The 14,280-nt window shown below is 45.9% G+C and carries 11 protein-coding genes; 8 read left to right on the plus strand and 3 right to left on the minus strand.

Translation table 11 applies throughout. From position 1 onward, the window contains the following. Window positions 1-26: 26 nt before the first annotated feature. The 5 genes from CLV25_RS05325 to CLV25_RS05345 all read left to right on the plus strand — a co-directional run bounded on the left by CLV25_RS05325 (window position 27) and on the right by CLV25_RS05345 (window position 6,094). On the plus strand, window positions 27-1,361 hold the full coding sequence (locus CLV25_RS05325) for a serine hydrolase domain-containing protein (protein ID WP_131838599.1): 1,335 nt from the start codon (window positions 27-29) through the stop codon (window positions 1,359-1,361). Between the two features lie 105 nt (window positions 1,362-1,466). Beyond that, window positions 1,467-2,150, plus strand: coding sequence for a M15 family metallopeptidase (locus tag CLV25_RS05330; RefSeq protein WP_207895590.1), 684 nt, complete (start codon window positions 1,467-1,469; stop codon window positions 2,148-2,150). Window positions 2,151-2,406: 256 nt separating this feature from the next. After that, window positions 2,407-3,054: a GIN domain-containing protein gene (locus CLV25_RS05335; RefSeq protein ID WP_131838600.1), complete on the plus strand. Its 648-nt coding sequence runs from the start codon at window positions 2,407-2,409 to the stop codon at window positions 3,052-3,054. A gap of 240 nt (window positions 3,055-3,294) precedes the next feature. Then, a complete protein-coding gene (locus tag CLV25_RS05340) occupies window positions 3,295-5,166 on the plus strand; it encodes a glycoside hydrolase family 35 protein (protein ID WP_131838601.1) in 1,872 nt (623 codons plus the stop codon). 430 nt (window positions 5,167-5,596) lie between these two features. Then, window positions 5,597-6,094, plus strand: a complete 498-nt coding sequence (locus tag CLV25_RS05345) for a metallophosphoesterase family protein (protein ID WP_131838602.1) — start codon at window positions 5,597-5,599, stop codon at window positions 6,092-6,094. A 484-nt stretch (window positions 6,095-6,578) separates the two neighbouring features. On the opposite strand, the gene queF is transcribed toward CLV25_RS05345, so the two are convergent. Further along, window positions 6,579-7,064 (minus strand): preQ(1) synthase, encoded by a 486-nt coding sequence (gene queF / locus CLV25_RS05350; protein WP_131838603.1) that lies wholly within the window; start codon window positions 7,062-7,064, stop codon window positions 6,579-6,581. Window positions 7,065-7,082: 18 nt separating this feature from the next. Further along, window positions 7,083-7,763, minus strand: coding sequence for a queuosine precursor transporter (locus tag CLV25_RS05355; protein ID WP_131838604.1), 681 nt, complete (start codon window positions 7,761-7,763; stop codon window positions 7,083-7,085). A 135-nt stretch (window positions 7,764-7,898) separates the two neighbouring features. Between CLV25_RS05355 and CLV25_RS15905 the strand changes: the two genes are divergently transcribed. Beyond that, window positions 7,899-8,069, plus strand: coding sequence for a hypothetical protein (locus CLV25_RS15905; protein WP_165876994.1), 171 nt, complete (start codon window positions 7,899-7,901; stop codon window positions 8,067-8,069). A 208-nt stretch (window positions 8,070-8,277) separates the two neighbouring features. Here the strand turns inward: CLV25_RS15905 and mnmA are convergent, their stop codons facing one another. Continuing rightward, on the minus strand, window positions 8,278-9,327 hold the full coding sequence (mnmA, locus tag CLV25_RS05360) for a tRNA 2-thiouridine(34) synthase MnmA (RefSeq protein ID WP_165876995.1): 1,050 nt from the start codon (window positions 9,325-9,327) through the stop codon (window positions 8,278-8,280). A gap of 154 nt (window positions 9,328-9,481) precedes the next feature. Between mnmA and CLV25_RS05365 the strand changes: the two genes are divergently transcribed. Together CLV25_RS05365 and CLV25_RS05370 are read left to right on the plus strand one after the other, a co-directional pair. Beyond that, window positions 9,482-12,589 carry an ATP-binding cassette domain-containing protein gene (locus tag CLV25_RS05365; protein ID WP_131838606.1) on the plus strand — a complete coding sequence of 1,036 codons (3,108 nt, stop codon included), beginning with the start codon at window positions 9,482-9,484 and terminating at the stop codon, window positions 12,587-12,589. A gap of 123 nt (window positions 12,590-12,712) precedes the next feature. Beyond that, a complete protein-coding gene (locus tag CLV25_RS05370) occupies window positions 12,713-13,789 on the plus strand; it encodes an acyltransferase family protein (protein WP_131838607.1) in 1,077 nt (358 codons plus the stop codon). The last annotated feature ends 491 nt before the right edge of the window (window positions 13,790-14,280 follow it).

A 14,280-nucleotide genomic window follows, 5' to 3' on the forward strand; every position in this document is an offset into this window, starting at 1 on the left:
GTCTTACTCTACAAAAAAAACATGCTATGAGACGGATTATTAACCTATTTATTCTAGCAATCGCCTTTTGTGCTACACTTAGCACGTCAGCCCAAACAGTAAATAGCAGTAAGCTCGACAGCCTACTCTTAGCCCTTGATAAGGCAAACAAGGCCATGGGTAGCGTAGCAATTGCTCAAAACGGGAATGTAGTTTACGCTAAGGCTTTTGGCTACAGCCAACTTTCCGATGCCGGAAACATTGCTGCTACACCTCAAACCAGGTATCGTATCGGATCCATAAGTAAGGTGTTTACAGCGACTATGATTATGCAGCTGGTAGATGAAGGCAAGTTAACTCTTTCAACCACGCTGGATCGGTTTTACCCTCAAATCCCGAACTCCGAAAAGATAACCATAGAGCAGCTGCTATCGCACCGTAGCGGCATTCATAGCTTTACTTCCGACCCTGATTATCCTAAATGGATGATGAATCCAAAAACGCATGAGGAATTAATTGCTCTGATATCCGGTTATAAACCAGACTTTGAACCAAACGCAAAGTATGCTTACAGCAACTCTAACTACGTGCTGCTATCCTACATCATCGAAAAGTTGGATAAACGTTCTTTCGAAAAGAGCCTTGATAAGCGTATTATCCGCAAGGTTGGTTTAAAGAACACCTACTACGGTAAAAAAACGGATGTTAAGAACAACGAAAGCTACTCGTATAGCAAGAAGATTAAGTGGGAAAAGGAGGTTGAAACCGATATGAGCATCCCCTCTGGAGCAGGAGCAATTGTTTCGACGCCTTCTGATCTGACCATATTTGCCAATGCCCTATTTACAAAGAAGCTGGTAAGCGATAGCAGCCTAGCCGCTATGACCCGTACGCGCGATGGTTACGGATTAGGATTAATGAGCATGAACTTTGGAGAAGAAAAGGGCTATGGGCACGGAGGTGCGATTGATGGGTTTCTAAATCAGGTTGTATACATTCCAGAGAAGTCGCTCACCATTGCATTTTCATTAAATGGAATGAACTACTCGCTGGATAAAATTGTCAAAGGGATAGGGAGCATTTGCTTCAACGAACCATACAGCATTCCAAACTTCAAAACTATCGCTTTAAAAACCGAAGATCTAGATAAGTATCTTGGCGTATACGCCAGCAAGACTATTCCTTTAAAGATTACTGTAACCAAGGATGCAGATATATTGCTGGTTCAGGCAACCAATCAGGGGGCTTTTGCTGTTGATGCAATTGATATCGACAAATTCAGAAACGACAGATACGGCATTGAGCTCGAATTCGATACGGAGAAAAAGGAGGTGATACTTAATCAACGTGGTATGAAGCTAGTTTTCAGCATCGAAAAATAACAACCTCCGCTATTGTTTGTTAGGTAAAGTAAAAGAGATGTAGGCACTGCCTACATCTCTTTTACTTTAGAAAACCACCATAAAGCGATTGTTAAGGAGGTAGCCATGTTAACCCGCAACCACGCAAAAAGCAGTATTAGAAGATCGGTTCCTGTTCTTGCTGTCACCGCCATGCTTGCATGTTCGCTATGCTATGCAGGGAGTAAGCCTACCAAAGAAAAAGGAGAATTTCGTACGAACGATTTGGTTGAGATCGTTACGCTCGACCCAACCATTATGCTCGACATCCGCTATGCAACGTCCAACAACTTTACGGGTAAGGCGCTCTATCCCGAAGCAAGAGCGTTTTTGCAGCGTGAAGCAGCGCTGGCACTGGTCCGCGTAAACGCTAAGATTAAGAAGTATGGGTACGGCATTCTTGTATATGATGCATATCGTCCTTGGAGCGTTACAAAAAAGCTATGGCAAATTACGCCTCAAAATAAGAAGATGTACGTGGCCAAACCCAAGGTGGGATCGAGGCATAACAGAGGGTGCGCTATAGATGTAAGCCTCTACGATCTTGTTACAGGGAAACCAATGAAGATGATATGCGAGTATGACGATATGACCGAACGTGCCCATATCTGCTATCGAGGAGGAACTATAGATCAGCAAAAACTGAAGTATCTTTTGATAATTGCAATGAACGAGGAAGGGTTTATGCCTTTTAGCAGAGAGTGGTGGCACTTCGACTATAAGGGGTGGAAGCGCTATCCGGTTAGCGATATGCCCTTTTCGGAACTCTGATTGTTGATGGGAATAGCGGTTTGGTACTTATTTTTTAAAATGTTGGATAATTAATATAATTAACATATATTCACCTTGTCGTGAGAGCAGGTTGCTGTATGTGTAATTTGTTGCTTCATGCCTTTTATGGAGTAGCCAAAAGACTTCCTACATGGTTATAGAAAAGGTTAATATAAAAGCGATAAGCCCCAATGGAACAATAGCAGCAGGCAGAATAGACATTTCATTATTAACACGCTAAAACTTATCTTTTTTTATGAAAACAACACTTAGCTCATTACATTTCTTTATCGCATCTATGGTTCTTGTTGGCTCGTTGCTATGCTCTTGTAACGTTAACGTATCAAACGATGGTTCTAACGGGAAAAAAGTTGAAGGCACGGGCGACTTGGTTGAAAAAACAATTGCTTTGGAAAAGTTTACCATGCTAAACGTAGAGGGACAGGCCGATATAAAAGTTAGCTATGGGCCAGAGCAAATTGTTAAGGTAAAGGCGCAGGAAAATATTCTTGAGCTGCTAGACTTTTCGGTAAATGCCGAAAAGCTAACCATCGGAACAAAAAACAACTATAGCATAACCCACTCTAAGGGAATCTTCATCGAGATTGTTACCCCCAATGCCATTACCGATTACGATATTTCGGGGGCAGGAGAGGTTGTTGTTGCAGGGAAGCCACAGAAAAACCTGAACATCAAGATTGCTGGTGCCGCCGAATTTAACACCTACAGCTTGGATGTAGACGACGTTGATATCGAGATTGCAGGGGCTGCCGATTGTGGCGTTATGGCTATTAAAACGCTGAATGTTTCTATCGCAGGAACGGGTAGCGTAGAGTATAAGGGTAACCCAACCGTAACTAAGTCTATTGCCGGTATTGGTTCGGTAAAGAAAAGGGGCGAGTAGGGTTAACCAATCGCTTTGCTTCCCTCAAATCCTGCCTTTTCGCTAAAGGAATGTAGGGTTTGAGGGATTTTTTTGTGCTCATCCACTTTATCTCGTTCTTCTTACCCTCCCCAAAACGTTATAGAGCTGTTTTAATATGGAATCCCGGACATTTCGATCCATTATCTGCCGAATTTGAATTTAATTGTTAGATTTAGCACAACTGTACTATTCAGGGAAAATCATATTTATCAACCTCTTATGAAGAAAGCTCTATTTGCACTTTTTGCTATGCTGCTTGTACAGCTTAGCATACCGGTATGGGCTCAGCCTAAGCATACCTTCGAAATTGGAGAAAAGGCGTTCTTGCTCGATGGCAAGCCTATTCAGTTCTTTTGTGGCGAGATTCATCCCTACCGTGTTCCTGCCGAATACTGGAAAGATCGCCTGCAGATGATTCGTGCAATGGGAATGAACTCCATTAGCATCTACATGTTCTGGAATGTCCACGAACCACAGAAGGGTAAGTACAACTTTAGCGGATCGGCCGACATTGCCCGTTTCGTGAAGCTAGCCCAAGAGGCCGGGCTTTGGGTAATCCTTCGTCCAAGCCCATACGCTTGTGCCGAGTGGGAGTTTGGGGGATATCCTTGGTGGCTGCTAAAGGAGAAGGACGTCAAGGTACGCTCTAAAGATCCTCGCTTTATAGAGGTGTACAAGAACTACATTGCACAGGTTGCAAAGCACCTTGCGCCGCTTCAGGTTCAGAATGGTGGACCAATCCTAATGGTGCAGATCGAAAACGAGTACGGATTCTACGGAAACGACAAGGAGTACCTTGCGCTTAACCGCGATATCTTTAAAAACGCTGGGTTTACCTGCAACCTATTCACCTGCGATCCTCCTTACGTAATTGATAACGGCCACCTTCCGGGCACCTACGCTGCTGTAAACGGCGGCATGAAGTCTAAGGCCATCATCGAAACCCAAAACAGAATCAACGGCAAGGCGCCTTACTTCGTTTCGGAGTGGTATCCTGCCTGGTTTGATGTTTGGGGAAAGAAGCACCATACGGCATCGCCCGAAAGCATGGTTGCCCACCTAGACACCATCTTTAAGCAGGGCATCTCGCTTAACATGTACATGGCGCACGGAGGCTCTAACTTCGGTTTCATGAACGGTTCTAACTACGATACGAATCTGCCTTTCCAGGCGCAAACGCAGAGCTACGACTACGACGCTCCCATCAACGAGGCGGGTAACGCTACTCCAAAGTACTACGTTTACCGCAAGATGGTGGAGAAGTACTATCCTGCAGGAGCTACCATTCCGGCAGTTCCCGAGCCTAAGCCATCTATGAGCATCCCTACGTTTACCCTTAACGAGGTGTCTACGCTAGAGGCTAACCGTCCAAAGGCAATTACCTCCGATATGCCTCTTTCATTTGAGGATATCAACCAAGGATACGGCTACGTGCTATACGAAAGCAAACTTCCTGAAGGTAAGGGATGGCTAAAGGTAAAGGAGCTTCGCGACTACGCCATTGTTATGCTCGATGGTAAGCGCCTTGGCGTTCTTAACCGTAGCTTCAAGCGCGATTCGATTTGGGTAGAAACAACCAAGCCCAACCAAACGATCTCGATCTTTGTGGAAAACCTGGGTCGTATCAACTTTGGAACCTTCCTAAACGATAACCGCAAGGGTATTACCAAGGAGGTTACCTTTGCCGGAAACACCGTTCGCGGTTGGAATATCTACGGCTATCCGTTTACCCGTGTTGATAACATCAAGTTTAGAGCCGCAAAGGCTAGCGATAAGTTCGAAGGACCTGTCGTTCGTCGCGGAACCTTTACGCTCGACAAGGTTGCCGATACCTACCTTAACGTCGGCTCGTTCGGCAAGGGCTCGGTATGGGTTAACGGTCATCACGTAGGGCGCTACTGGAGCATTGGCCCTCAGCAAACGCTGTACATCCCTGCTCCTTGGCTCAAGAAGGGAAAGAATACTGTGGTGGTTTTCGAACTGCTGAAGATGACCGAGGATAAGCTTAGCGCTATCGATCATCCTATTCTCGACGACGTGCGCCAAGAGATGTTTGTTGGCCCAACTACCGGACAGCAGATTATTGAATAGGAGTAAACAATACTCCATTAACCTACTAAAAGGATTGAAGGGGTAACCTTTCAATCCTTTTTTTATTCGAAGATTACGCTTCGCCCAATCAGCGCTGTCATGCCGGGCTTGTCCCGGAATCTGAATTAGAATCCAATTGATTCTAAAAAAAGAGGCCCCCGCTTCTCGGGATTTCCGCTTCGCTACAACCTTCGGGCAGTCATTATATTTACTGCGCTGAGCTCGCTCCGCTCGGTTCCGTGACAAGCATGGGATGACGCTCCGAGAATAAGTTCTCCTTAAGTTAACGACATAGCCTTGAAGAGGAGGGGAGTCCGGCTGATTCTACCTTGTTATAAGCCATCAAGGTTATGCTCTAGCAATTCAACATTTTCCCCTTTGCCATTTCGCCAAACTCTCGTTCCTTTGCACCATACTATTACATATAGCAATGATTAGAGTAGGACTTGTATCGGATACCCACGGCTTTTGGGACGATAAGCTGGATGCCTTCCTTGCCGATGTTGACGAAATTTGGCACGCTGGCGATATCGGCAGCATCGAGCTGCTGGATAACCTGTCGAAGAAGCGGACCACCCGGGCCGTCTTCGGCAATATCGACGGTGGGGCAACGCGCCTTGCCGCCAAGCCCTTTCTCTTCTTCGAGTGCGAGGGGGTAAAGGTGCTCATATCGCACATCGGCGGCTACCCCAACAAGTACGACCGCGACTACCTGAAGCTCATCGACGAGCTGCGGCCCACCCTGGCCATTGCCGGCCACTCGCATATCCTAAAGGTGATGTTCGACAAGAAGAAGAACCTGCTTTTCATGAATCCTGGCGCTGCGGGTGTTTCAGGCTTTCATAGCGTGCGTACCGCCCTTCGCTTTACCATCGAAAATGGCGCGGTGAAGGATCTGGCGGTGGCCGAGTGGGAGCGGAAGGCTTAGCCTACCCGGGTAGGCAGCTCGCCCGGTATCCGGTTTGGGTATCCTACCCGGTAAGGCAACCCTTCCCGGCTCCCGGTTGGGGTATCCTACCCGGTAAGGCAACCCTTCCCGGCTCCCAGTTTGGGTATCCTACCCGGTAAGGCAGCTCGCCCGGCATCCAGTTTGGGTATCCTACCCGGTAAGGCAACCCTTCCCGGCATCCAGTTTAGGTATCCTACCCGGTAAGGCAACCCTTCCCGGCTCCCGGTTGGGGTATCCTACCCGGTAAGGCAGCTCGCCCGGCATCCAGTTGGGGTATCCTACCCGGTAAGGCAGCTCGCCCGGCATCCGGTTTGGGTATCCTACCCGGTAAGGCAACCCTTCCCGGCTCCCGGTTGGGGTATCCTACCCGGTAAGGCAACCCTCCCGGTCTCCCAGTTGGGGTATCCTACCCGGTAAGCTAGCCCTATCAAAAAAAAAGAGGAGCGCTGCTCCTCTCTCTGTTCTATCGGCTCCCGATCTTCTCGGGGTACATGTCGTGGTTCATAAACCGCTGCTCGGCCAGCTGCTCGTACTTGGTTCCGGGCTTGCCGTAGTTGCAGTAGGGGTCGATGCTGATGCCGCCGCGGGGGGTAAACTTGCCCCAAACCTCGATGTAGCGGGGCTCCATCAGCTTAATCAGGTCCTTCATGATGATGTTCACGCAGTCCTCGTGGAAGTCGCCGTGGTTACGGAAGCTGAACATGTACAGCTTGAGGCTCTTGCTCTCCACCATCTGCACGTCGGGCACGTAGCTGATGTAGATGGTGGCAAAGTCGGGCTGCCCGGTGATGGGGCAGAGGCTGGTAAACTCGGGGATGTTGAACTTCACCCAGTAGTCGTTCTCCTGATGCTTGTTGACGAACGTCTCCAGCACCTCGGGGGTGTACCCGAAGTCGTATTGGGTTCCTTGGTTTCCTAAAGATTTTAGTCCTTCGCTTTCTCTTTCCATGGTTTTTGATGTTGACGGCTAAACTTCCTTCAGCCTAAAGGGATTGTAGGAAATATCGTTGTCGAATACGTTTTCGTTTTCTACGCGCTTCACCCGGTTTACCACCATAATGGTTACGGGCAGGATGACGATCTCGTAGGCGGTTTTGATGAAGGTTTGTACCAGCGCCATCATCACGAGCTGCTTTGCGGGGATGATGCCCGCGAAGGCTACAAAGATGAAGATGGCCGAGTCGAGCCCCTCTCCAACGATGGTGGATAGGATGGCGCGGAGCGAGAAGTTGCTACCGTTGCTCATCACCTTCATGCGGCTCATCACAAGCGCATTGGCAAACGAGCCGCTCAGGTAGGCCAGGATGCTGGCTATGCCGATGCGGGGCGTGCTCTCCAGTATCCTGGCGAACGAATCCTGGTTGGCCCAGAACGGTGCCGCCGGAATGGCGATGGCCAGCTGGTACATCACGTTCGAGAGCACCATCATACCAAATCCAATCCAAATCACGAATCGGGCCTTGCGGTAGCCCCAAATCTCCACGATAACGTCGTTGACGATGTACGAGATGGGAAAGATGATAACGCCGGCAGGTACCGCCAACGATCCAATGGTGATAATCTTAATCGCTAAGATATTCGAGATAAGCAGGCATGCCGTGAATAGGATGCCAAAGAGCATAAATAGGGGTGAAACGCTTTGCTTCATAATTGATTTTTTACGTGGGTGCCAATAAACACGGTTTGTAAATAAAAGATCTGCCGCAAAGGTAGCAAAAAAAGGCGGTGGGGCAACGCCATACTTCCAACTCCTAGAATTTCGCGTTTAAGCTTATCGGCGAAGATGACATTTTATAGCCTATTCGATAAGACGTTTATTGGAGAGGAAAGCCAACCAGCGGCGGGCAAGCCTATCCGCTACCGAACAATCTCCTTCCGTAGACACCATGGCGAAGCCATACCAGACTGGCACGAAATCTGTTCGAGTGAGCGGAGCATCTACAAGATTAATTAGCCGAAGAGCCATCAGCTAACAGCAACGTACAAAATAGGGGTGGCGCTAAGCAGCGACCGAACGAGTTATTTCGTGCAGGATTTTTCTTTGTTTCGTTTCTTTTGATCCCTCAAAAGAAATGAAAATTGGAGTTTGATGCCCTCCAATAATTAATCCAGATGGTAATGGGGCAGGGGGGGACAATGCGGGTTTAATATTAAAAGCGAAATCACTGTGCCAACGCTCCGCCCACCAACCGATCGCCGATGTAGAACACCACCGGTTGTCCGGGCGATATGGCCCATGCCGGGTTTTCGAGCGTAACGGTTCCCGCATCGCCCACGGCGGAGAGGTAGCCGTACCCCTCGGGGTTCAGCCCCAGCCCCCGAACCTTAACCTCCAGCGGGGTGGTGGGGGTAATCTCTTCTTTACTGATAAGGTGAATTTCGCGCACCCGAAACTCCGTGCGTAGCAGGTCGCTTTTCCTCCCTATGGTGATGGTGTTGCTCGCGCTGTCGATGGCTTGGATGTAGGCCTCCCTTTCCACCGTTAGCGCCAAGCCCCTCTTTTGACCGATGGTGTAGAAGGGAATTCCGCTGTGCTGGCCGATGGTGCTGCCCGATTCGTCGAGCACCTCGCCGGGGCGCACCTCAGCTATCCGCTCGGGCATCAGCTGGGCGATGAAGTGGCGGTAGTCCATCCCCTCCAGGAAGCACACGCTCATGCTCTCGCGGTTGGGCACCAGGTCATCGAAGCGCCTATCGCGGATCTCCTGCTTGGCTTGCTCCTTTAGAATGTTGCCCATCGGCTGCACCATCCGCCGGATGATGCTCTCGGGCAGCATCCACAGGTAGTACGACTGGTCCTTTTTCGGATCGGATCCCTTCGTAACGTAGTGGTGCCCGTTGTGCTCGACGGTTTGCACGTAGTGACCGCTGGAGATGTACCTCGCCCCGATGCTGTCGGCAAATTCGGCCAGCAGCTTCCACTTCACCTGCGGGTTGCACCAGGCACATGGGCTGGGCGTCTCACCCTTCAGGTAGGCTTCGGCAAATGGGAGGATGATCGTTTCCGTAAAAATATTGCGGCAATCAACAACATGATGCTCTATGCCGATGCGCTGTGCCTGTAGCCTGGCATCATCAATAGCTTTGAGGGTTTTGGCGCTATCCAGCATCCACAGCGTAACGCCAACCACCAGAAACCCATCCTCCTTGAGCTTAATGGCCGTTAGGGTACTGTCTATACCCCCGCTCATGCCTACAACTACCTTTTTCATCTCCATAATTTGCCGCAAAGTAAATCCATTTTGGGCGAAGAAATTGTAAAGTGTAATTGCAATAATGAAATAAGTTAATCCGTTATGTAGTTTTAGGTGTAAAAATGCCAAACAAAAATCTATTTTTGTACCAGTATAAGGGATCGCAGAATAAATGAATGACTCGATATTTAGGGTCCTGATGCAGTTCTTTGCCACCATTGTCAACTATGATAACCGTGGCAATAAGGATATTGCAAGAGGGATAGTAAAAAGTTACCTGTACGAGAAAGAGTTTTCGGACGAGCATTCCGATTACTACGTGTCGCTGTTTGATGAATACATGGAAGATCAGCTGCGCGTAAAATCGTATCCCTTTACGGAGAACCCCATCTTTACCGAACACACCCTGCATCTTTGCCGCCAGATTAATCTGGAGTTTGAGCAAAATCAAAAGGTGTGGCTGCTGCTGCAGCTTACCGAATTTATTGGTGATGCCTTTTTCCAAAACGAAGTTTACCACAAGTTTGTAAGCCTTCTTGCCTACCACTTCAATGTCGATCAGACCGAGTTTGATTATGCGCAGCAGTTTGTGCTTTCGGCCAACGAGGGTGAAATCCCATTAGTGGATAAGGTGCTAGTTGTCGATTCGGATGCAAACTTTTCGCATCCCTACTTCAAGCATCACTACAACGAGAAGCTAAAGGGGCGGGTGTACTTTATTCATTTATCGAGCGTAAACACCTTCCTGATAAAGAATTTTGGGGAAACAAACCTGTTCCTAAACGGCCACAGCATGCGAAACGAGCGTGCTTACGTGTTTGGCTATGGTTCGGTTGTCCGGAGCCCTAAAATCGATCCGATTTACTATAGCCGAATTGCAGGTAAGTTTATACAGGCCGATGTTCTTAGGCGAATACTCTTCGTGGCTACCGATGTTTCCTATAGGTTTAAGGGAAGCGACAATGGGGTTCACCCTTTTAGCTTTAAGGCCGAGTCCGGACAGCTTGTCGGGATACTTGGCGGAAGTGGCGTTGGGAAATCGACGTTGCTAAACGTGCTCAATGGCTCATTAAAGCTGCATTCTGGGCGGATTACCATTAACGGTTTTGATATTCACGAAGAAAAGGATATTGTTAGGGGTGTAATCGGTTACGTTCCTCAGGACGACTTGCTCATCGAGGAGTTAACCGTTTACCAAAACCTCTACTTCAACGCTAAACTTTGCTTTAGAAACTACACAGAGGAGGAGTTGAACGATGTTGTCAACCAAACCATCATCGATTTTGACTTGGATGAGGCCCGCGACTTTAAGGTAGGAAGCCCTCTTAATAAGTACATCAGCGGAGGACAGCGCAAGCGCCTTAACATTGCGCTCGAGCTGATGCGACAACCATCGGTTCTCTTTGTTGATGAGCCAACATCTGGTCTTTCATCCATCGATTCTGAGAAGGTAATGTTGCTCCTTAAGCGACAAATCTTAAAGGGTAAGGTTGTTATAGTAAACATTCACCAGCCATCATCCGATTTATTTAAGCTCCTAGACAAAATCTTGGTAATGGACCAAGGAGGGCGCATTATCTTCCAGGGTAACCCGATGGATGGGATCGTTTACTTCCGTAAGGCGGCTCACTACTTTAATGCCGAAGAGAGCGAGTGCATGACCTGTGGAAATGTAAATACCGAGGTTATTCTTAGGGTGGTAGAGGCTCGCGTAGTAAACGAGTATGGCAAACTAACCCGAAACCGAAAGCGCTCGGCAAAAGAGTGGTATCAGCTCTATCTTAAGAATGTTCAGCCGAAACTTCGTGCTATTGCTCATGGCTCTAGAACTAATTTACCGATCAACAACTTTCATATTCCTAATCGGTTAAACCAGTTTAGGATATTTATCTCTCGGAGCATTCTATCAAAGCTCAGCGATAGGCAGTACCTATTAATGATTGCTTTGGAAGCGCCCTTGCTTGCCATAATCGTTGGCTTTTTCACCAAGTACACTGTTGGTGATAGTGAAAATTTGAATCGCTACATATTTAGCACAAACGACAATATCCCTGCTTACCTTTTTATGAGCGTTGTGGCGGCGCTTTTTTTAGGAATGATTGTCTCTGCCGAAGAAATCATTAAGGATCGTAAGATTCTTCATCGAGAAAAATTCTTGAACTTGAGTTGGGGTAGCTACATTTCTTCTAAGGTTTTTGTAGTGTTTCTGATCTCTGCTTTTCAGATGTTTGTATTTGTTCTGCTTGGTAATCATATACTCGAAATAAGGGGGATGAATACGATTTATTGGATTATACTATTCTCTGCTGCAGCTTGTGCTAACATAATGGGACTAAACCTGTCGTCAGCACTTCGATCAACTGTGGCAATTTATGTAACAGTTCCCTTATTGCTGGTGCCACAGCTGCTATTCAGCGGTGTAATCGTGGACTTTAGAAAGCTTCACCATTCAATATCTAACGATAAGTATGTGCCTCTTATTGGCGATCTGATGATTTCTCGATGGGCCTACGAGGCACTAGCCGTTAGCCAGTTTAAGGACAATACCTTTACGAGGTTCTTCTATGATGTAGATAAGGAGCGCAGTCAGAATAACTACTATTCCAGCATCTATATTCCAATCTTGATGTCGCAGTTGAATGAGCTTCAGCGCGAATACAACCTAAAATCTTTAGATGAAAAATCGTTAAGGAGGTTAGAACTGGTTAATAATGAGTTTGTACTCTTGAGCAAGCGGTTTGGCGATGAAGTTCCAAAACTGAGCCAAAATAGTGTTGCAATAGTAAAAGTTGAACCTCAGTCGATAAAAGAACATAAGCAAATTCTGAATAAGCTCCAAGGCTACTTGTGGCAGAATTACAACCGATTAAGTGTAAAGAAGGATTCCATTTATAGCTCCTTGTTGCACAAGTATAAAACATCAGAACGAATAGTTGCGCTACGCCATAGTTACGAGAACAAGGCTCTTTCTGATTTGGTCTTAAACAAGAGCGGTGTCGCTCAATCAAAAATTGTTGGAACAGAAATAGTTCAGCTTAAGGACCCTGCATATATGGAGCCTACATCGTCTGTAGGGAAGGCTCAGTTTTATGCACCGGTAAAGATTTTGGGCAATTTTAAGATTGATACCAAATGGTTCAATGTTGGCGTAATCTGGCTCTTTACCATCCTTGGATTTATTGCGCTACACGAAAACTGGTTGTTACGTATTATGCAGTATATCGACACTATTAAGTATCGAAAAACCGAGCAGCGAATTTTAAAGCATCGACCAAAATAGTGAGGAGGGTTTTATACCCTCCTTTTTCTTTTTTGCTGGTTCGGTGTAAGAATTCGTGATTAGCAGGAACTATGAATTTGTTCGACTACTTTAATATCTTTACGCGCCAATAAAATAAGGAATATGAAGGGGAAGATAGAGGTAGTACAGCTGTTGAGAGGTTTTGCGGCGTTGTTGGTCTGCTTTTTTCATATGAAGGGAATACTAAACTATGATGGCAAGCAACTTGGACATTTCCTTTTTGCAAGTGGGTCGATAGGGGTTCCGCTCTTTTTTATGATAAGCGGTTTTATTATGGTGGTTACAACCAAAAACAGTACTCCAACGCTTGCTTACGTAAAGAATTTTTACCTGAAAAGAGCCATTCGAATACTACCATTGTACTATCTTCTTACCATTGTTCTGATTGTTGGTCTTGGTCAAGGTCAATTCTATTTTGTTGATCGTTTAGAACGAGCGCTGTCTGCGTTCTTTTTTTTCCCAACATATACAAATCATATAGGTCCGTCATATGGCATGCCTCCTTTAGAAGTCGGCTGGTCTCTCAACTACGAAATCTACTTCTACATTATTCTCGGCATAACAATTTTTTTTGGAAGGTATAGATGGTTAGTGCTGATAGGAACGATGCTTAGCCTAGTTTATATTGTTCCACTTATAACCGATAACAGCATAATGCCTAGTTTATCGGGCTCGTACGGATATGCGTTTTCATACTTGAGCCTAATGACAAATCCAGTTGTTCTTTTTTTTGTTGTAGGTATTCTGATAGGTTTGTTTTATGTGTCAAAGTACAAGGTGAAAAATCTGCTATTGGCGCAATTTGTGGTAGCAGCGGCTATTCTGACATTCGTATTGGCTTATTTTGGTGCTTATAAGTTTCAAGCGGGTTACTATTCTAATATGTTTATATGTGGCTTTCTATTGTTTGCACTACTACTACGCAGTAAGGTAAAACCATATGAATTGGCTAAACCGTTAGTTTTCTTAGGCGATATTTCTTATTCCTTATACTTGGTACATCCTCTTGTGATTATATTTCTTCCTCGCATCTTCCTGTTTTTTAAAGCAGATATCCTATTGCTAAAACCTTGGTACTTCTTTATTGCATCTACAGCAGTTATAGGTCTTTCTTGTTTGTCTTATTTTTTGATAGAAAAGCGTCTTTGCAATAGATTGTCATCATATTTTGTTCGTTAAAGGTATGGACTGGTATTAATATTTTGTAGATTAATTATTTGTGTAGATTTGCTTGTTTTTTCGAAGTGTCTTGGGTTTTATATTGATATTTTACAAGATTATTATTAACACTGTTTTGTGTTTGTCTTAATATGTTGACCGATACAAGTATTAGGTGTAATTTAGGATTAAATCGAAATCTGATAGATGGAAAAAGTTGGATTTTGATTTGTTTTATTGAGTTTAAAAGCCTTATCTTTGCACCCGCAAACGAGGAAAACGCAATGTTTACCGAAGTTTTACGGAAGATGCGAGACGTTCTTCTTTTTAAGAAAGTTTGATCATCTAAAGAATTTAAGTTTGGCAACAAATTTTGATGATTGTCGTAAAACAATTGCTAAAATACCTAAAAGGTTAACGCGCTGAGAAGCGCGGATGGAAACAGGTTCTTTGAGGAAGTGCAGTGAGAAAGATAGAAAAGACGATTAGGATGATTTAATTATACTAACGTA

The organism is Acetobacteroides hydrogenigenes, assembly GCF_004340205.1.
Lineage (GTDB): Bacteria > Bacteroidota > Bacteroidia > Bacteroidales > ZOR0009 > Acetobacteroides > Acetobacteroides hydrogenigenes.